Source organism: Xenorhabdus sp. PR6a, from assembly GCF_028599065.1.
GTDB classification, from domain to species: Bacteria; Pseudomonadota; Gammaproteobacteria; order Enterobacterales; family Enterobacteriaceae; genus Xenorhabdus; species Xenorhabdus doucetiae.
The window spans coordinates 19,481-38,138 of the sequence record NZ_JAQRFJ010000016.1; the positions used below are offsets into that span (position 1 = coordinate 19,481).

Sequence of the window (18,658 nt, forward strand, 5' to 3'; positions counted from 1 at the left end):
CATGAATTGGCTGATAGATTATTGGTGGATTGTTCTGTTAGTGCTCGTTGGCATTATCGTTAACGCGGTAAAAGCACTCAGTCGCGTCGATAAAGAACATTTCTTAGATAACAAACCCGAATTACCCCCGCATCGGGATCTTAACGATCAATGGGATGATGAGGATGATTGGCCGCAGCGGGATCGTAAGAAATAACCCAATCTCTCCAGTCATTGGCAAGCATTTTATCGATGCTTGTCAATGCCTCAGCGGTCTCTTCCCGCCAGTGTTTCAAGAGTGCCTTACGGCCACTCAACGATAAGTCACTGACACATTGCTCGATACTTAGTTGTTGCTGAAGATGTTTTCTCAACGCTGGCAAGGCCAAATGACTCTGCAATAATAATCGCTGTAATGCGAAATAAGATGCTGACAGCGGACGATGGGCAAATGCAAAACCCGCCAATTCCTGCCAATCACTGGCATTAAGCCTTCCGTCACTTTCGTATTCAATTGGCAAGGCAAAGCCGAGTAATGATTCCAATCCGCTGGCATCGCGGGATAACCGCTGTTGTGCGGATTGGGCAAAATGTTCCCCCTGCTCGCTCAGTGGCAAAACAGCCATCGCGGTATAGCAACCACTACTCGCTTCCCGATGGGTGCCCATTCTCACTAGTCGAAAACCACATTTTTGCCAAAGCGCCCAGAGGGCGGCGGTATAACCAAAACTCACCGAGATGAGATCCAGTTTTTGTTTGCTGGCTTCCAGACATTGTTGGATGATCAAGTGTTGCGCAATACCCCGACGACGATATTGCGCTTGTACCGCAATGCGACTGACTCGCTGTGATCGCAAGGTGGCAGCCTGCGGAAAACCACTATGTGCCGCCAGAGATTGGGCCACCAAATTTCCCCTTGGCCGCCGGCGTCCTGCCCAGATTTCATGTGCCAATGTCGGTGACAACCCCCCTTCGTTCACCATCCACAAAGCACCGATCAGTTGTGGCTGATGCTTTGAACAACGCGCGACAGCAGCCAGAAATGTCATCCCGTGGCCATCCATTAATCGACGCAGATCAAGCGGAGAGGTACGGTAATGCGCGCTGGTTAATAAGCCATAAAATTGGCGCAGCAATGTGGCATTTTGTAACCATTCAGGCTGATAAATCGGGTGAAAATGCCATTTTTCTGTGCTTAACCGTGTGTCATCAGCGGGCTGTTTATCATCGAATAACAGAGCACTATCCAGCCAGGCTTCCAGAGGATCATTTTCAGCCCAGCGCATGGGGGTTTTCAATTCACGGATATGACAGTCAGGTAATGCAGCACAAAGTTTCAACAAGAAACCGCGTCCCGTGCCTTCATAACCCTGAACCGTTGAAGTCAGCAATATACGTGGAAAATAGCGGATCAATTCGGCCAATTGTGGGGTTGGGATCGCTGCCGCTTCATCAATTAATAACCAGTCAGCATCGCTTTGATTTTCCTGTTCCCCCCTTTTGGTTCGACAATATTTCAACAAATTATCGACCGCCCAAAAAGGGGAAACAGGATCTGAGCAACCAGAGTAACGCCGAATCACCGCTGTCGTTATTTTTGCGGGGGCACATAACCAGCATTTGCCCAGCCAATATCGCACTAACATGCCCGCCAGCGCAGATTTTCCCCGTCCTCGCGGTGCGGTGATCACCCAAACGCCCTGTGTCGCCTGTAACAATTCGTCAAGAATAGCTTGCTGACTCATCGTCGGCTTACCATCAGGCATCTGCCACGCTGCGGTTTCAGGCAATGGCAATATCTGAGCTAGCTGAAAGGGAATTTCCTGACGCCATAATACAACTTCAGGAAACGCGAGGATTTGTTGCTGAATATGGCGAATAAAATTAGGCGTCGAAATGACGCCTGCCGTTTCATTCCAGCGCAAACTATCTTCATCGGGCAGCTCCGGCCATTGTGACCAAGCGGGTACACGCATGACCAGCCAGCTTCCCGCTTTTAGTGTGCCGGCCAGTATCGCCAATGCTTCAGCATTAAGCCCTTTAGTGGCATCAAAAACGCCATGTAAAAATTCACGGCCAAGCAAACTGACCGCTTTTGTCGGATCAATAGCCCCAGATACATGCGCTGAAACCGTCAGCCAATCCCCTTGGAACTGTTCTGTTAGCTGATTGACCATTGATGCACTCCATTGAGGTTCACCACTTAAAACAAGCAAGCGCCGCTGTCCCTGTTGCTGCATTTGTATCTGCAACTTTTCCCATGAGTTATGTACGATCACGATTTTCCAATCATAATCGATAAAATACCCGCGGCAATCAACGGGCCTACGGGAACGCCCCTAAATAGCGCCACCCCCAACACCGTGCCGACTAATAATCCAGCCACCGTAGACGGCTGGCTGGACATTAAAGCCACCCCGCGGCTTCCCAACCATGACACCAGGACACCCACCGCAATAGCCAACAGGGACTTCCAGTTTAAAAAAGAGCTAAAAATGTCCTGTGCGGAGATTTTCCCACTGGCGATAGGTGCCATGACGCCGACCGTCAGGATCAGGATACCTATCGTCAAACCATATTTTTCCACCCAAGGGAAAAACGGATTTAATGGCGTGATACGAACAACTAACAAAAATAACATGGCAAATGTCACTGTCATGTTATGACTGATGATGCCAAGCCCTGCAAGCACAAGTAAAATAAGTAACGTAGGATCAATATGGCTCATGAGTTTTCCTGTAAGCCCCAATAAAAGCAATAATGGCGAAGCGGCTGATGATTTGTTAACACGCTTGCTTTTAGTAATCACATTGGTAAATAATTATTCACACGCATCAAGCAGCCATCTTATTTCTTGAGCGCAAAATCTTGATCGTGGAAAGTATCACAACACAGGCAATTTGCCCATAACGTCAATAACAAGCTCGCTTTATTGATAAACACCAACATTCTTACCAAGGCCAATGCAGAAAGATTGCAAGAAGTGCATTGCAATGAAGATGCATTCGTATAAGCGATATGAAAAAATTAATATTCTCCCTGATAATTTGTTTCTCCTTAGCGGGTTGTACCACTCAATGGGTACCTGCCTCAAGTAATCCAACTCCGCTTAATGAAGCCATGGCTGAGTGCCACTCGTCGGCATTAAATCTATTTCCTGTAAAAAATGAAGTTGCCCAAAGATCAACGTTGAAAAGCGTACGACGCCCCTGCATGAATAACGCCAAATGCGACGAAGATGGTTATTATTATGAAAGTGTTCCCATGTCCGAAAGCTATGTGATAGATGTTAACGAGGATTCCAGAAAAGAGTTTTATAACAGCTGCATGCTACAAAAAGGCTGGAAACAACAAACCCGATCCCTGCTCTAAGGTTCACTCAACGTGCCAAACTGGGACAGGATGCCCTTTTGTGACAGGGCATCCTTTTATTTAAAAAAATATTTTCAAGTAATCGTTTGCGTCACTAATCCAAAATAACGCCAATACGGCGGGCAACCTCTTCATACGCTTCGATCAAGCCACCGAGACTTTGGCGAAAACGGTCTTTATCCATTTTATCCATCGTCTGCTTATCCCATAAGCGGCTACCGTCCGGTGAGAATTCATCCCCCAATACAACCCTGCCTTTGAACAAACCAAATTCCAACTTAAAATCCACCAGAATCAATCCCGCATCATCAAATAATTTGCTCAATACTTCATTGGCTTTGTAACTCAGACGTTTCATTTCAGCTAAGTGTTCTTTACTCACCCAACCGAATGTCTCACAGTAGGATTCATTAACCATGGGATCGTGTTTGGCATCATTTTTCAAAAACAGGTCAAACAGTGGCGGATTCAGTACCATTCCCTCTTCCACGCCCAGACGCTTAACAAGGGAGCCTGCGGCACGATTACGGATAACGCATTCAACAGGCACCATATCCAATTTTTTCACCAGGGATTCATTATCTGACAACCGTTGTTCCATTTGCGTCGGAATGCCCGCGTCTTCCAGTCTGCTCATAATGAAATGATTGAATTTATTATTCACCATGCCCTTGCGATCGAACTGTTCAATGCGTTCACCATCCAATGCTGATGTATCATTACGGAATTCCAGCACAAGTAAGTCAGGATTATCAGTGGCGTACACTGTTTTTGCCTTTCCACGATACAACTCAGCTTTTTTCTGCATTTTATACTCCAGAAATATGACATCTTTAAACGTAAAGAATTAAACAACAAACTTATCCCAACTATCTTATTCCAAAGATAAAGGGCCCTAAGGCCCCTTTCTCTATGACTTATCTTTGGATTGGCTAAATACCGCTTCCAGCACAGCCACCATTTGATCGTTTTCAGATTGCGTCAGCGGTTTACCTTTTTCGCTGATAAATTGTAGGCTGCTCCGGTTATCCAAATCACCCACCTGTAACTTGTAATTTCCTTCGCTGATGGAAGGCGCTTCGACTCCCAATGCTTCCCAATCAGAAGAACCGCGGCCTTGATAAGTCACCTCTATCGCTCCTGTGGAACGAGTACGATCCGTGACTTTCATGCCTATATTTTCCAACGCATATGGCAACCTGTTCCAGACGACATTGTAAGGTGCACGTACAATGATTTGCGGCAATCCGGTATTATCACTACCGCTTTGTACCGTTAATGCACCTGAGTTTTTAGCACTGCTCAGGCTCGCCGCTTCTTGTTGCAGGCTTAAGCCACTCGCCAGTTTATTAAGCATGATGACATTGTATTGCTGGATCTCCAGCGGATTGGTTATTGCCTTTTCACCCTGTTTCAACCCTTCATTCGAAACAGACAGGGCTATCTGGTAATCCTGTTGGGTAACCGAAACACGGTAACGCCCCTGATAAGGGACATTTTCATCTGCCCGCTGCCAGATAATCCAGTCTGTCGTTAAGGTTTGCGCAGAGTCATCTTTATGGCTGACCTTATACCCTTTTTCTGCCAACAGATTGTTTACCTGCGACCATAACTTACTGTATTCTGTGGTATTTTCAAGCAACAACTTACTGCTGTTAGCACTATTTTCAACGCGGGAACCCGTCAATAACGCAAGCGCCTGCACGGGAGGACGTATATCCAAATCTTTACCCACTGCCCCTGTTAAAGCCGTTGTCGGAATATTATACTCGCCATTTTGCAGCGGTAATATCATTCCCGCAGGAATGTTCAATACTTTCAGTGGAGGCGCGTTAAGATAGGATTGATCCCCGCTGACCTGACGTTTATAGCGCTGATCGCTGGAACAGGCAGCTAACAAAACCACCAATGACAGGCCAGCCATCTTCATGACCTTCGATTTTTGCAATAATGTTGCCATTAAAATTCCCTAAAATTTTACAGTAATCCAGCTATTTTCAAGGCGTTACCAACTGGAATTTGCCCTTCCTGCGTAAGCGGAACCATAGGCAAACGCAATGTATCATCGGCAATCAATCCCAATTGACGGCAAGCCCACTTAACTGGCGTCGGGCTAGGTTCAACAAATAATTGATGATGCAATTCCATCAGTCGACTGTTCAGGGCACGAGCTTGCAAATATTTACCTTGCCCAGCTAATTCACACACCTGCGCCATTTCCGCTGCCGCAACGTTTGCGCTCACAGAAATCACTCCCTTACCACCAAGCTGCATGAAATCGACAAAACTTGCATCATCACCACTCAGTAGAATGAAATTTTCATCACTAACCAATTCTTGGATCTGACTAACACGACTTAAGTTCCCTGTCGCCTCCTTAAGCGCAACAATATTTTTCAGTTCCGCCAAACGCGCGACAGTCGGTGGCAATAAATCACATCCGGTACGAGATGGCACATTATACAGAATTTGCGGTAAGTCAGTATTCTCAGCGATTGCCTTAAAGTGCAAATATAAACCTTCCTGTGATGGCCTATTATAATAAGGTGTCACCGACAGGCAACCCACAACTCCCGTGTTTTCGAAACGGTGGGTCAGAGAAATGGCTTCCGCAGTGGCATTTGCCCCCGTTCCCGCAATCACAGGAATGCGTCCATTCGCTATCTCCAGTGTTGTCAATACCACATCAACGTGTTCGTCATGGTTAAGTGTTGCACACTCGCCTGTTGTGCCAACAGACACAATCGCAGATGTACCACTGGCGATATGATAATCAACTAATTTTCTCAAACTGGCCTTATCGATCTGACCGGCTGAGTCCATCGGCGTTATCAATGCAACTATACTGCCTGTAAAACCAGAATGATTGCTTACCATTACCACTTTCCCCTTCGTTAAGCCTAAAACTGCAAATAAGAAGTTCATGGTACTTTCTTGTTATACAGAAGAAAACTCTTTAGCCACGCGATTTCAATGAATTTTGTTAATATCAAGTGTAGTGGATTAAACAAAAATTATAATTTTGCTCTCCTGACAAATGCAATTGACCTTCTCTTGATCATTTTTTATGTTTAAACACCACATACACAGCAAACAACGACTAAAATTAAAGGAAAATCGCTTTGCCAACACCAGAACAGCATTTTTTAGTGATCACCGCCCTAGGTACCGATCGCCCCGGCATCGTTAATACCATTACCCGCCTCGTCAGTACCTGCGGCTGTAACATTGAGGACAGCCGCCTGGCAATGTTTGGCGAAGAATTTACTTTCATCATGTTACTATCCGGTAGCTGGAATGCCATTACGTTGATTGAATCTACCCTGCCACAAAAGGGCGCAGAACTTGAATTACTCATCGTCATGAAACGTACCCGATGTGGGGTGCAGAAAAAATTTCCTTCGACCATCACCGTTAAAGTAGATGTCGATGATTCACCAGGCATTGTTGAACGTTTTACCAGTTTATTCACGGCTCAGGATCTTAATATCGCGGAACTGGTATCAAAAACGCACCCTGCTGAAGGAAATCACCCCGCTCGCCTGCAAATTCAAATTACAGGCCACAATCCAGTTGACGATAATGGCACAATATTTAAAGAAACTTTTTATCACCTATGTGCAGAATTAAATGCACAAGGCAGTATTATCGTACAAGCTCAGATAAAAAATTAAATATATAAAAAACAATGACGTAAATAGAAGGTTTTATACTGATTAGATAGGAAAAATTGAGATCAGTGCCAAGGTGAAGAACAGGACGGATAACCACTATAGGGCAGATTTCTGCCCTTTAACTTGCAGGACAATCCCATATATGGACCATATATGGACATTTTCACCGGGGCGCTATATGCTGTAATCGATACTGCAATTGATAATTTTTATCTCTGGAGAACGTTATGTCCCTACTTACCTCGCCCCGCATAACGACAGTTTCGGCATTCAAGAAAGAGCTGGCTTCAATGGATGTTTCTGACCCGGTAGTTGTTACGCAGAATGGAGAGCCTCTCTATGTGGTTCAAGATCCCGCTCAGTTTGAAATGCAACAGGAACAAATGGCTTTGTTGCGATTGCTCTCTTTCGCAGAAAAAGATGTGAAGGCAGGCCGGACTGTTTCATCCTCCGATCTCAGAGCTAGGCTGAAAGGATTGGTCGATGACAACAACAATTAAGTTTGAATATTCTCAGACTTTTCAGGAGCAGCTCTATGACCGTTTCCACTATCTATCCAAACATATTGGTCAGGCTGCTTCACAAAAACTTCTGGATGGTTTTATTGATAGCTTCGAGAACAGAATAAAGTCACATCCAGAGAGTGCCCCACTATGTGAAGAAGCAGCAGATATTGGTTTAACGACTTACCACGATTATATTGATCCTAATCTCCAGTTAAGAGTGATATACCGGGTATCAACTATAGAGGGGACTGTCTACGCCCTTCTTTTCCTTAGCACCAAGCAGAGTATTCGACAGGCCCTTATCCGGTACTGCCTGCGCAAAGAGTAAAAGCCCTTGAAATCAACGATGGGGCAGTATTATCGTACAAGAGCATTTAAATCAAAACGATTAAACGGAGAATGAATGATGAGTCCATTGAAAGCCGGTGATAAGGCCCCTCAATTCAGCCTTCCTGACCAAGATGGCGAAACCATTAAGCTATCTGACTTCAAAGGCCAACGTGTTTTAGTTTATTTTTATCCCAAGGCAATGACGCCAGGCTGCACCGTTCAGGCATGTGGCTTGCGTGACTCAATGGATGAACTAAAAAGCATCAATGTTGAAGTGTTGGGTATCAGCACAGATGCACCTGGAAAGTTAGCCCGCTTTGTAGAAAAAGAGACGCTAAATTTCACGCTGCTCTCTGATGTTGACCATCAAGTTGCCGAACAATTTGGTGTTTGGGGAGAAAAAAAGTTCATGGGGAAAACCTATGACGGCATGCACCGCATCAGTTTTTTGATTAATCCACACGGTGAGATTGAACACGTTTTTGATAAATTTAAAACCAGTGAACATCATCAAGTTGTACTGGATTATCTGAAACAACATTAATCGTCAACCTGTCATGCGTTGCCGCTCACTTAATAAAGCGGCAACTTATTTATTTTCACTGAGTATTTTATGACATCATATTCAAAGCAAGCGGGTTCTTAGCATTCCTCGCAATCAATAACCCTCTGTAATGCTGCAATATTAGCCTTTGCCATTCTCATTTTTTTCTGCCAACTTATCTTCCGGCCAGGCATGAATCACTGCCTTGATTAACGTAGCCAATGGAATGGCAAAGAAAACGCCCCAGAATCCCCATAATCCACCAAAAATAATGACAGAAAGGATGATAACAAGGGGATGAAGATTAACAGCTTCCGAAAACAAAATTGGCACAAGCAGGTTACCATCTAACCCTTGTACCACCAGATAGGCGATAAACAGAGCCCAGAAATCAGCCCCACATCCCCATTGAAACAACGCCACCACAATCACTGGAATGGTGACAAGCACAGTGCCGATATAAGGAGCGAGCACAGATAAACCAACCAAGACCGCAAGCAACAGAGAATAATGCAGCCCAAAGAAGGCAAATACCGCATAGGTGCAAAGCGTCAATATCACCATTTCTGTCACTTTGCCACGAATATAATTGGTGATCTGCTGGTTCATTTCGCGCCACACTTTCCCTGCCAAACTGCGATTACGTGGCAATATACGCTGCAATGCCGCCACCATTTTATCTTTGTCTTTCAACAGAAAGAACACCATTAAGGGAACCAGGATCAAATAAATCGCAAGCGTCAATAATCCAATCAGGGAAGCAACCGAAAACTTAAAAACGGATTCCCCCGCCAAAGAGAGTTTGCTACGCAGATTATCAGCCACCATATCGATAATACCGGCATCAACTAACGCAGGATAACGGGAGGGAAAAGTATGCGCGTATTCATTAAACCGATTAAGCATATTGGGAAGATCGGAAAATAAATTTAAACCCTGCTTCCAGACGGTCGGAGCAACAATCAAAATAACTAACGCACTGATCCCCATAAAAATGGTTAATACAATGGCAACAGAGAGCGTGCGGCTACACCCTAACTTACCTAACTGTACCGTGGGCCACTCCAGCAAATAAGCCAGTACAATGGCAGCAAGGACAGGAGCCAGAATCCCATTGAAAAAATAGATAATCCCAAAACCAGCCAATAAAATAACTGATAATGCAATGACTTGTGGATCAGCGAAACGGCGACGATACCATTGCATGATCATATCCAACATAAGTACAACTCCTTTGCTGCAATACGTAATAAGTATTTTTCACTAAAATTTATTATGATGAATGATTTTAGGGTACTCTTTCATCATAAAAGTATTCATGAAACTGATAGTTAGAATGGAACGCACCATTTTATGAGAATCACTTTATGAGAAAAACATCCAAGAAATCACTGATAACCCTTTTTATTAGCCTGTTGTTATTAGGAAATCCTCCCGCATTCTCCGTACCCACTGAAGATTCACTACCTGATATCGGCACCACAGCGGGAGCTACCCTTAGCATCAATCAGGAAATGGCGATGGGCGACTTATATATACGTTCGATAAGGGCCCAGGCACCTCTGATTTATGATCCGTTGCTGACTCAATACATTAATCAGTTGGGTCAGAAATTAGTCAGCCATGCCGATTCAGTCAAAACACCTTTCCATTTCTACTTGTTAGATAATCCTAATATTAATGCCTACGCATTTTTCGGCGGTAACGTTGTTCTCCATTCGGCCCTATTTCGCTATAGTCGCAGTGAAAGTGAACTGGCATCGGTCATGGCTCATGAAATTTCCCACGTGACACAGCGACATTTAGCACGATTGATGGAAGAACAAAAACGAACCAGTCCTCTGGCATGGGCCGGCACACTGGGTGCTGTCCTGCTTATGATGGCCAATCCACAAGCCGGTATAGCTGCACTCAGCGGTACACTGGCAGGCTTCCAACAAGGCATGATCAGTTTTACCCAATCGAATGAGCAAGAAGCGGATCGTATTGGAATGCGAACGCTGAGTCGAGCAGGATTTGATCCACACGGAATGCCTGATTTTATGCAAATACTGGTCGATCAATCCCGCTATAGCTCCAGGCTACCTGAAATGCTCTATACTCATCCGTTACCTGACAGCCGTTTGTCTGATGCTCGTAACCGGTCAAATCAATACCCGGCTAAAACTGTTTCGGAGTCTCAAAATTTTCTGTTCGCCCGTGTCCGTATTTTAACCATGTATTCAACGGATCAACGTCCCTATATTGAACAATTGCTAAAAAAATATAGCCAAGGAACCGCCAAAGAACAGCTTGCGGCTGCCTATGGACACGCTATTTTGCTTTCCCAAGATAAAAAGTATACTGAGGCCAGAGCAATATTGTCTCCAATGCTGGATAAACAACCGGATAACATTTGGTTTATTGATACGATGACGGATATTGATATCGGGCAAAAACAGTATACCAACGCTATCACGCGCTTGCAGGAAGCACTCAAGAAACAAAAAAACGATCCGGTATTGCAAATTAATCTTGCAAACGCTTACCTTATGGACAAAAAGTATTCTGAGGCTTCACAACTCCTGTTTCGTTATACCTTCAGTCACCCTGATGATCTTATCGGCTGGACACTATTAAGAAAAACAGCCGGAGGGCAAGGGAAATACAACGACGAACTCGCCTCCTATGCGGAAATCATGGCATTGCAAGGTAATTTTGACTCTGCCATCGAACAACTTAGCAAGGCCAGTGCATTGGCAAAATTGGGCAGTGATGATCAGAAGCGATTTGATGCCCGCATTGATCAATTGCGCCAACTGCAACAAAGCTATAGCCAATATAAATGAAGGATTTTTACATGCAACATGTTACTTTTTATCATAACCCCCACTGCTCAAAAAGCCGTGAAACACTTGAGCTGGTTGAAAAACTCGGTATTACGCCGGAAATAATTCACTATCTTGATACGCCACCTACAGCAGAACAACTTGCCATACTATTAAAGCAACTCGGTTTCAAAGATGCCCGCCAATTGATGCGTACCAAAGAAGATCGTTACAAAGAATTAAACCTTGACAATGCGGCATTATCCCAAGAAGCCTTACTCCAGGCGATGGCTGAAAACCCCAAATTAATAGAGCGCCCGATTGTGGTTGTCGGCGATAAAGCGCGTTTGGGGCGTCCTCCTGAACAGGTTAAAGAAATTCTGTTGTAACTATTTTGCAAGAAGAAATTTTCAATAAAAAAGTGATAGCGGTATATTCGCTATCACTTTTTTATTTGATCTCGTTTCCTTTCCGCTTTAGTTACTCAAAGCTCAAGGATATCTTTTACAAACGGGATCGTCAGTTTGCGTTGTGCCACAATAGATGCCCGATCAAGCTCATCCAAGGTCTTAAACAGCGTTTGCATTTCCCTGTCGAGCCGCTTCAACACAAATCGCCCCACATCCTCAGGCAATTCAAAACCCCGTAATTTTGCCCGTAGTTGCAATGCCTGAATTTTCTCATCATCAGACAGAGGTTGTAATTTATAAATTTGTCCCCAATCCAGACGGGATGCTAAGTCCGGTAACGTCAGGTTAATTTGCCGAGGAGGACGATCACCTGTGATCAAAAGACAAGTGCGGCCAATTTCTACAATGCGATTGTAAAGATTGAAAATAGCCATTTCCCATTCCTGATCACCGGCAATACACTCAATATTATCGATGCACACCAATGATAAATGTTCCATACCATCAAGAACTTCAGGAACAAAATAAGCACGTTTATCCAGTGGTACATACCCTACAGCTTCTCCCTGTTGGGACAATTCGGCACAGGCTGCGTGAAGCAAATGGCTTTTACCCCCGCCATCGCGGGACCAAAAATAGATATAACTGCCGTGTGACTGACTAATGGCCAATTTTATTGCAGCTAATAAGGAGGTATTCTCACCTGCAAAGAAACTGGCAAAAGTTTCATCATCGGGCAAATATAATGGTAATGAAAGCTGCGACGGTGTATTCAGAAGCACCTCAAACAGAATGGATAACGAACAGCGCTAAGTCTACCACAAAAAGTCCCTATAAATGAAACGAATGCTTTGTTTAAAGTAGAAGGTGACTATCAAAGTACACTCTTCCATAAAATGGATAAATTACGACCACTCGGATAGCGCAAATTGATTTTTTTAACTGGTATTCCAGTGAACTTTCAGATTAATATCAGGGCATTCTTTCCATACAACGCTGCATGGCAAAACGAGGCCTATTTTCTTCGCCAGTCAGAGATAACCTATTCTGGCGAAAAAGGTCTTATATCTGACAATCTCATACTATCAATAGCCAAGACTGCCAATAGTAGAAATACGATACATTACCAGAAGTTTTAACTTATCCATCTTAAATTATTTTCAATAGAGGTTAATATGTTAATAAAATACTTATTACACGATGCGATGAGAAAAGCACAAAATACTTTTATGGGTTATTCTTCCAACAAATTTCATTTTTACACAAGAGCAATTGATAAAATAAATGGGAATGAACCTCCCGCAGTACAAGAATTAATAAATATCATGTTAGAAAAAGATAAACAGCTTAATAAGCTACGCGCAAATACAGATATAACAACAAAAATCCCTTATCATTATAAGTATTTTATTGAGAACAAATTCAGGGCTAGACTTGTCGGAAATTGTGGTGAACTTGCTAATTATGCCTTTCATTATTTGATCAAAAAGCATTCTTTCCAAATTTTCAATTACTACAGGCAGAAAGATCCCGATCGCAAAAAAATAATATACATCATCATGTACAGTGCTCCGCAGCCTTATGACCATGTTTTTATAAGCATCCATTATATGGAAGATAAAATTGATTCAGCAGAGATGAAAGCTGTACTCTCACATATTCAAGCAGGATCATGGATATGCGATCCGTGGGCAAATATTGTTTGTGAAGGAGAAAAATATTTCTCTCAATGGAAAAATAAAATGGAAGAGTGGTATGATAAAAAAAAATTTGTAGTTACCCAAGATATTACCGGAACAATACCTGACACAGACCGATACAAGACATTATTTTCCCCTTCAAGACCAAATATATTCAATATAGTCCAACAAAATTCAATATTTCGCGTATCAGAATTAGTTTTCATTGATCAAGATGGGAATATTGCCACATTAGCAAAAGATGGAACTGATAATATAATTCCTTATGATATTAGTGAGATAGATAAATCAGTACTTACCTCTCTGGGTTTACGCAATATAAATAGCAATCTTTCTCCTCGTAACAGTGTATACAATCCATTTCATTCCAATAACTTATCTGATATAACCGCCGAGAAATTAAGGGAAAAAGCACATATATATCGTGGATTAGCTCATATCGCGTTGAAAAAAAGATGTTAAATAATTTAAACGCAGAAAGGGCCTTGAAAAAGCCCTTTCTAATCTAATAGATTTAATTAACGTATTTTATGCTACCCTTCACACTTATTCCCATCTCTTATTGGTTCGACAGAAGAATTAATATATTGCTCTTCTGGGCGGATAGCGCTTATCAGCTTGAAAAACAGACTCAAACCAATACCCACGATAGTTGCCAGCGCCATGCCCTTTAATTCAGCCGCACCAAGCTGAATTTTCGCCCCGCTGACACCAATAATCAAAATAACAGCAGTCAGGATCAGATTTTGTGCCTTGCTGTAATCCACTTTCGAATCAATCAAAACCCGGATACCGGATGCACCAATCACGCCATATAACAACAGGGAAACACCGCCCATAACGGGAACCGGGATCATTTGGATCGCCGCGGCCAGTTTACCGACGCAGGAAAGCAAGATTGCCAGCACCGCAGCGCCGCCAATCACCCACGTACTATAAACACGGGTCAGCGCCATCACACCAATATTTTCGCCATATGTCGTGTTAGGTGTTGAACCAAAAAAGCCCGAAATTATCGTTGAAAAACCGTTGGCAAACATTGAGCGATGCAGACCCGGATTTTTCAGCAAATCTTTCTGCACAATATTTGCCGTGACCACCAAGTGCCCAACATGTTCCGCAATAACCACCAGCGCCGCAGGTAAAATCGTCATAATGGCAAACCATTCAAAACGCGGAGTATAGAACGTCGGCAGTGCAAACCACGGCGCTTCACGGACTGGCGTTAAGTCAACAATCCCCATAAAGAATGACACCGCATAACCGGCCAAGACACCGATTAAAATCGGAATAATCGCCATAAAACCCCGGAACATGACCGAACCCAAGATCGTCACGCCCAGTGTTACCATGGAGATGGTCAGATGGGTCAGATTCACCTCAGTGCCTGCCGCCGGGCGCAACCCTGCCATATCCGCAGCAACACCGGCCAATTCCAACCCGATCACCGCAACAATGGCGCCCATCGCAGCCGGTGGAAATAGCACATTGATCCATCCCCTGCCCGCGACTTTGACAATCAGGGCAACCAGACAAAACAACAAACCGCAGACAATAAATCCACCCAATGCCAATTCATATCCCAAAGGCAGTAACAACAAGACCGGTGAAATAAAAGCAAAGCTGGAGCCTAAATAAGCCGGGATTTTTCCTTTACAAATAACCAAATACAGCAATGTTCCAATGCCATTAAACAACAAAATTGTCGCGGGATTGACTTTAAACAGAATGGGAACCAAAACGGTTGCTCCAAACATAGCAAATAGGTGTTGCAAACTTAAAGGAATAGTCTGTGCCAACGGCGGTTTTTCTTCTACCCCAATAGTCCGACGGGTCATGATTGATATCCTCTTATATCACCTTGCTAGAAACCAAAAAAAACCGACTTTTCAGTCGGCTGTCAATATTATTTAGTACCAAATATTTTATCACCTGCATCCCCTAAACCTGGGACGATATATCCATGCTCATTGAGATATTGATCAATTGAAGCGGTATACAGTTCAACATCAGGGTGGGCTTTCTCCAGTGCCGCGATCCCTTCCGGCGCAGCCACCAACACCAATACCTTAATAACAGGACATCCCGCTTTTTTCAGCAAATCAATGGTCGCAATCATGGAGCCACCGGTTGCCAGCATCGGATCGACAACCAATGCCATGCGCTCATTGATATCAGAAACTAATTTCTGGAAATAAGGCACAGGCTCAAGGGTCTCTTCATCACGATACACACCAACTACGCTGATTCGCGCACTGGGGATATTTTCCAGTACGCCATCCATCATGCCCAAACCCGCACGCAGGATAGGAACGACCGTAATTTTTTTCCCTTTAATCTGCTCTATCTCTACCGGACCACACCATCCCTCAATGGTCACTTTTTCAACGTCTAAATCAGCAGTTGCTTCATAGGTCAGAAGACTACCCACCTCTGAGGCCAGTTCACGAAAGCGTTTGGTGCTTATATCATGATCTCGCATCAGACCAAGTTTATGTTTAACTAGCGGGTGATTAACCTCAACGATCTTCATGGGTTTCTCCTAATATCGCCGGCAGATAAAAAAATCGCGGGATTATAACGCCTTTTCAACATCAAGCCACTACTCATCTATTCATTTTTATCAATCAAACATCGTTTTCTTTGATTCTGATCTAACCGGAAACTGATATAAAGCTATCGCAAACGTTTGCTTAGACTGTTAGAATTGTCGCCGTTCTGTTTTATTTATAAAAATGCAACCGCCTGGGAGCTACGCAGTGACCAACAAAACCTCTCTTAGCTATAAAGATGCCGGTGTCGATATTGATGCTGGTAATGCCTTAGTCAATCGTATTAAAGGTGTCGTAAAACAGACCCGTCGCCCCGAAGTGATGGGAGGATTAGGTGGTTTCGGTGCATTATGTGCCCTGCCACAAAAATATCGTGAACCCGTGTTGGTTTCCGGTACCGATGGCGTTGGGACTAAACTGCGTCTGGCTATGGACTTGAAACGCCATGACACTATCGGCATTGATTTGGTTGCCATGTGTGTCAATGATCTGGTTGTTCAGGGCGCCGAGCCGCTTTTCTTCCTTGATTACTACGCCACCGGCAAACTGGATGTCGATACCGCCGCCAGTGTTATCACGGGCATAGCAGAAGGCTGCAAACAAGCCGGTTGTGCATTGGTCGGGGGTGAAACCGCAGAAATGCCCGGCATGTATCACGGTGAAGATTATGATGTCGCCGGTTTTTGCGTTGGTGTCGTTGAAAAATCAGCCATTATTGACAGCAGTCAGGTTCAGGCCGGGGATGCCCTGATTGCACTTGCCTCCAGCGGGCCACACTCTAATGGCTATTCTCTGATCCGTAAAATCCTTGAGGTGAGTCAGGCCGATCCAGAAACGACCGAGCTTGAAGGAAAACCTCTCGCAGATCATCTGCTTGCCCCCACGCAAATTTACGTCAAATCCATCCTTGAACTGATTGAAAAAGTTGACGTTCATGCGATTGCCCACCTGACCGGCGGTGGCTTCTGGGAAAATATTCCGCGTGTTCTGCCCGAAAACAGGCAGGCCAGAATTGATGCCGGCAGTTGGCAATGGCCGGCCATTTTTACCTGGTTACAGCAAGCCGGTCATGTCAGCGAGCACGAAATGTACCGCACATTTAACTGTGGTGTGGGTATGATCATCGCCCTTCCTCAATCTCAGGCAGCACAGGCGATTTCATATCTGCAAGCCTCAGGCGAAAATGCGTGGCAAATTGGTACCATTACCGAACTCAATGCTGATGAGCAACCTGTTGTTATTATCAAGTAACTATTTTACCCGATTGCTTTTTACCCAACTGATTGCAAGTTGCAGCATGACCGACAAGGCTGCAACTTGAAAAATGAAGGGCATATTAGTCAATGAATTTCTTCAGTGAAGACAAGTTATGAAAAAAATTGTCGTTTTAGTCTCCGGCAATGGCAGCAATCTGCAATCCATCATCGACGCCTGCCAACAAAACCGCATTAATGGGCATATTGCCGCCGTCTTTAGTAATAAAGCCGATGCCTATGGCCTGCAACGTGCTGAACAGGCCGATATCCCTGCCCACTTTATCAACCCGCAAGCCTATGCAGATCGTGCAAGCTATGATATCGCCCTACGCCAAGCCATTGATCAATATGCGCCCGATTTAGTGGTTTTAGCGGGTTATATGCGAATTTTATCGCCCGGATTTGTCCAACACTATCATGGGCGTCTGCTCAATATTCACCCTTCTCTGTTGCCTAAATATCCCGGCCTGCATACCCATCGAAAAGCGATTGAAAACGGTGATCAAGAACATGGCACCTCTGTTCATTTCGTGACGGAAGAATTAGACGGTGGCCCGGTTATTTTACAAGCTAAAGTGCCCATTTTTGCGGGAGATCAGGAAGAAGATGTGAGCAAGCGGGTACAAACGCAAGAACACAGTATTTATCCTTTGGTTATCGGCTGGTTTTTAGATCAGCGTCTGGTTATGGAAGGGAACAGCGCAATAATGGATGGCCAGGTTCTGCCCCCACAAGGTTACGCATCGGAATAACCTATAACAGCGTAATAGGCAGCTTCAACTTACAGCATGGTGTTAACGAATTTGTGTTAACGAATTTGTGTTAACGGATTTGCGTTAGCGGATTTTGTTAAAGTATTTTTAAGTGCTATATTTCGGTGAGACTTTGCTGTAAGTGCCTATTTCGGAAAAAATCCTGAGGTATCCCATGTCCAGTGGTTCAGAAAATCCATCTGTCAATTTACGCCCCCTTGAACGGGAAGATCTGCCTTTTGTTCATCAAATCGATAATAACGCCAGTGTTATGCGCTACTGGTTTGAAGAGCCTTATGAAGCCTTTGTTGAATTATGCGACCTCTATGACAAACATATTCATGACCAAAGTGAGCGCCGTTTTATCATCGAAAGCCTGAACTCCAAAGTGGGTTTGGTGGAATTAGTTGAAATTGATTATGTCCACCGTCGGGCAGAATTCCAGATTATCATCGCCCCAGCCTATCAAGGGCAAGGTTATGCCACCGTGGCGGCCAAACTTGCCATGGAATACGCTTTTGCTGTGTTGAATCTTTACAAGCTGTACCTGATTGTGGATAAAGAAAATTCGAAAGCCATTCATATATACAGTAAATTGGGGTTCCACACTGAAGGTGAATTAATCGATGAATTTTTTGTCAACGGCTCTTATCATACCGCTATCAGGATGTGTACTTTCCAACATCACTATTTTGCTAATAAATTTCACCAATAAATTTCACCAATAAAGCACGTGAAGTCCAAACCCGTACACCGACTCATTAAATGCCAACCAT

General features: G+C 44.0%; 20 protein-coding genes. 11 read left to right on the plus strand and 9 right to left on the minus strand.

The window, feature by feature from the left end; translation table 11 throughout:
- Position 1: 1 nt before the first annotated feature.
- The gene (locus PSI15_RS06545; protein WP_045971174.1) at positions 2-196 is read left to right on the plus strand and encodes a YpfN family protein; all 195 of its coding nucleotides are present in this window, start codon (positions 2-4) and stop codon (positions 194-196) included.
- Here the strand turns inward: PSI15_RS06545 and PSI15_RS06550 are convergent.
- The 5 genes from PSI15_RS06550 to dapA form a co-directional block, all read right to left on the minus strand.
- Complete coding sequence (locus PSI15_RS06550) at positions 141-2,219, minus strand: tRNA(Met) cytidine acetyltransferase TmcA (protein WP_273582858.1); 2,079 nt, start codon at positions 2,217-2,219, stop codon at positions 141-143. The two genes, PSI15_RS06545 and PSI15_RS06550, sit on opposite strands and share 56 nt — an antisense overlap.
- A gap of 35 nt (positions 2,220-2,254) precedes the next feature.
- Positions 2,255-2,707, minus strand: coding sequence for a DUF441 domain-containing protein (locus tag PSI15_RS06555; protein WP_273582825.1), 453 nt, complete (start codon positions 2,705-2,707; stop codon positions 2,255-2,257).
- Positions 2,708-3,445: 738 nt separating this feature from the next.
- Positions 3,446-4,159: a phosphoribosylaminoimidazolesuccinocarboxamide synthase gene (purC, locus tag PSI15_RS06560; protein ID WP_273582826.1), complete on the minus strand. Its 714-nt coding sequence runs from the start codon at positions 4,157-4,159 to the stop codon at positions 3,446-3,448.
- A 102-nt stretch (positions 4,160-4,261) separates the two neighbouring features.
- Positions 4,262-5,311 carry an outer membrane protein assembly factor BamC gene (bamC, locus tag PSI15_RS06565; RefSeq protein ID WP_273582827.1) on the minus strand — a complete coding sequence of 350 codons (1,050 nt, stop codon included), beginning with the start codon at positions 5,309-5,311 and terminating at the stop codon, positions 4,262-4,264.
- Between the two features lie 17 nt (positions 5,312-5,328).
- On the minus strand, positions 5,329-6,228 hold the full coding sequence (gene dapA, locus PSI15_RS06570) for a 4-hydroxy-tetrahydrodipicolinate synthase (protein WP_273582828.1): 900 nt from the start codon (positions 6,226-6,228) through the stop codon (positions 5,329-5,331).
- A gap of 245 nt (positions 6,229-6,473) precedes the next feature.
- On the opposite strand from dapA, the gene PSI15_RS06575 reads away from it, so the two are divergent.
- The 4 genes from PSI15_RS06575 (at position 6,474) to bcp (ending at position 8,405) form a co-directional block, all read left to right on the plus strand.
- Positions 6,474-7,025, plus strand: coding sequence for a glycine cleavage system transcriptional repressor (locus PSI15_RS06575; protein ID WP_273582829.1), 552 nt, complete (start codon positions 6,474-6,476; stop codon positions 7,023-7,025).
- Between the two features lie 227 nt (positions 7,026-7,252).
- Entirely contained in the window at positions 7,253-7,525 is a 273-nt protein-coding gene (locus PSI15_RS06580) for a type II toxin-antitoxin system prevent-host-death family antitoxin (RefSeq protein ID WP_045971186.1), read from the plus strand.
- Positions 7,509-7,859, plus strand: coding sequence for a type II toxin-antitoxin system RelE/ParE family toxin (locus PSI15_RS06585; protein ID WP_045971187.1), 351 nt, complete (start codon positions 7,509-7,511; stop codon positions 7,857-7,859). Before PSI15_RS06580 ends, PSI15_RS06585 begins: the two co-directional genes overlap by 17 nt.
- 78 nt (positions 7,860-7,937) lie before the next feature.
- Complete coding sequence (bcp, locus tag PSI15_RS06590; RefSeq protein WP_273582859.1) at positions 7,938-8,405, plus strand: thioredoxin-dependent thiol peroxidase; 468 nt, start codon at positions 7,938-7,940, stop codon at positions 8,403-8,405.
- Between the two features lie 141 nt (positions 8,406-8,546).
- Here the strand turns inward: bcp and PSI15_RS06595 are convergent, their stop codons facing one another.
- Positions 8,547-9,626 (minus strand): AI-2E family transporter, encoded by a 1,080-nt coding sequence (locus PSI15_RS06595; RefSeq protein ID WP_273582830.1) that lies wholly within the window; start codon positions 9,624-9,626, stop codon positions 8,547-8,549.
- 146 nt (positions 9,627-9,772) lie between these two features.
- Here PSI15_RS06595 and PSI15_RS06600 point away from each other — a divergent pair, with 146 nt between their 5' ends.
- Both PSI15_RS06600 and arsC read left to right on the plus strand, forming a co-directional pair.
- Positions 9,773-11,233 carry a beta-barrel assembly-enhancing protease gene (locus PSI15_RS06600; RefSeq protein ID WP_273582831.1) on the plus strand — a complete coding sequence of 487 codons (1,461 nt, stop codon included), beginning with the start codon at positions 9,773-9,775 and terminating at the stop codon, positions 11,231-11,233.
- 11 nt (positions 11,234-11,244) lie between these two features.
- Positions 11,245-11,601, plus strand: a complete 357-nt coding sequence (gene arsC, locus PSI15_RS06605; RefSeq protein WP_273582832.1) for an arsenate reductase (glutaredoxin) — start codon at positions 11,245-11,247, stop codon at positions 11,599-11,601.
- A gap of 95 nt (positions 11,602-11,696) precedes the next feature.
- Here arsC and hda read toward each other — a convergent pair whose 3' ends face one another.
- Positions 11,697-12,404 carry a DnaA inactivator Hda gene (hda, locus tag PSI15_RS06610; protein WP_045971192.1) on the minus strand — a complete coding sequence of 236 codons (708 nt, stop codon included), beginning with the start codon at positions 12,402-12,404 and terminating at the stop codon, positions 11,697-11,699.
- Between the two features lie 393 nt (positions 12,405-12,797).
- On the opposite strand from hda, the gene PSI15_RS06615 reads away from it, so the two are divergent.
- Positions 12,798-13,784, plus strand: a complete 987-nt coding sequence (locus PSI15_RS06615) for a hypothetical protein (protein WP_273582833.1) — start codon at positions 12,798-12,800, stop codon at positions 13,782-13,784.
- 71 nt (positions 13,785-13,855) lie between these two features.
- On the opposite strand, the gene uraA is transcribed toward PSI15_RS06615, so the two are convergent.
- Positions 13,856-15,160, minus strand: coding sequence for a uracil permease (uraA, locus tag PSI15_RS06620; protein WP_273582834.1), 1,305 nt, complete (start codon positions 15,158-15,160; stop codon positions 13,856-13,858).
- Between the two features lie 68 nt (positions 15,161-15,228).
- Positions 15,229-15,855, minus strand: coding sequence for a uracil phosphoribosyltransferase (gene upp, locus PSI15_RS06625; protein ID WP_045971195.1), 627 nt, complete (start codon positions 15,853-15,855; stop codon positions 15,229-15,231).
- 226 nt (positions 15,856-16,081) lie between these two features.
- Between upp and purM the strand changes: the two genes are divergently transcribed.
- The 3 genes from purM to speG all read left to right on the plus strand — a co-directional run bounded on the left by purM (position 16,082) and on the right by speG (position 18,597).
- Entirely contained in the window at positions 16,082-17,125 is a 1,044-nt protein-coding gene (gene purM / locus PSI15_RS06630) for a phosphoribosylformylglycinamidine cyclo-ligase (protein ID WP_273582835.1), read from the plus strand.
- Positions 17,126-17,243: 118 nt separating this feature from the next.
- On the plus strand, positions 17,244-17,882 hold the full coding sequence (gene purN, locus PSI15_RS06635) for a phosphoribosylglycinamide formyltransferase (RefSeq protein ID WP_273582836.1): 639 nt from the start codon (positions 17,244-17,246) through the stop codon (positions 17,880-17,882).
- Positions 17,883-18,057: 175 nt separating this feature from the next.
- A complete protein-coding gene (gene speG, locus PSI15_RS06640) occupies positions 18,058-18,597 on the plus strand; it encodes a spermidine N1-acetyltransferase (RefSeq protein ID WP_273582837.1) in 540 nt (179 codons plus the stop codon).
- The last annotated feature ends 61 nt before the right edge of the window (positions 18,598-18,658 follow it).

Coding starts and splice junctions, on each gene's coding strand:
- PSI15_RS06545 (WP_045971174.1), top strand. CDS start 2: ATGAATTGGCTGATAGATTATTGGTGGATTGTTCTGTTAGTGCTCGTT.
- PSI15_RS06550 (WP_273582858.1), bottom strand. CDS start 2,219: ATGCAGCAACAGGGACAGCGGCGCTTGCTTGTTTTAAGTGGTGAACCT.
- PSI15_RS06555 (WP_273582825.1), bottom strand. CDS start 2,707: ATGAGCCATATTGATCCTACGTTACTTATTTTACTTGTGCTTGCAGGG.
- purC (WP_273582826.1), bottom strand. CDS start 4,159: ATGCAGAAAAAAGCTGAGTTGTATCGTGGAAAGGCAAAAACAGTGTAC.
- bamC (WP_273582827.1), bottom strand. CDS start 5,311: ATGGCAACATTATTGCAAAAATCGAAGGTCATGAAGATGGCTGGCCTG.
- dapA (WP_273582828.1), bottom strand. CDS start 6,228: ATGGTAAGCAATCATTCTGGTTTTACAGGCAGTATAGTTGCATTGATA.
- PSI15_RS06580 (WP_045971186.1), top strand. CDS start 7,253: ATGTCCCTACTTACCTCGCCCCGCATAACGACAGTTTCGGCATTCAAG.
- PSI15_RS06585 (WP_045971187.1), top strand. CDS start 7,509: ATGACAACAACAATTAAGTTTGAATATTCTCAGACTTTTCAGGAGCAG.
- bcp (WP_273582859.1), top strand. CDS start 7,938: ATGAGTCCATTGAAAGCCGGTGATAAGGCCCCTCAATTCAGCCTTCCT.
- PSI15_RS06595 (WP_273582830.1), bottom strand. CDS start 9,626: ATGTTGGATATGATCATGCAATGGTATCGTCGCCGTTTCGCTGATCCA.
- PSI15_RS06600 (WP_273582831.1), top strand. CDS start 9,773: ATGAGAAAAACATCCAAGAAATCACTGATAACCCTTTTTATTAGCCTG.
- arsC (WP_273582832.1), top strand. CDS start 11,245: ATGCAACATGTTACTTTTTATCATAACCCCCACTGCTCAAAAAGCCGT.
- PSI15_RS06615 (WP_273582833.1), top strand. CDS start 12,798: ATGTTAATAAAATACTTATTACACGATGCGATGAGAAAAGCACAAAAT.
- uraA (WP_273582834.1), bottom strand. CDS start 15,160: ATGACCCGTCGGACTATTGGGGTAGAAGAAAAACCGCCGTTGGCACAG.
- upp (WP_045971195.1), bottom strand. CDS start 15,855: ATGAAGATCGTTGAGGTTAATCACCCGCTAGTTAAACATAAACTTGGT.
- purN (WP_273582836.1), top strand. CDS start 17,244: ATGAAAAAAATTGTCGTTTTAGTCTCCGGCAATGGCAGCAATCTGCAA.
- speG (WP_273582837.1), top strand. CDS start 18,058: ATGTCCAGTGGTTCAGAAAATCCATCTGTCAATTTACGCCCCCTTGAA.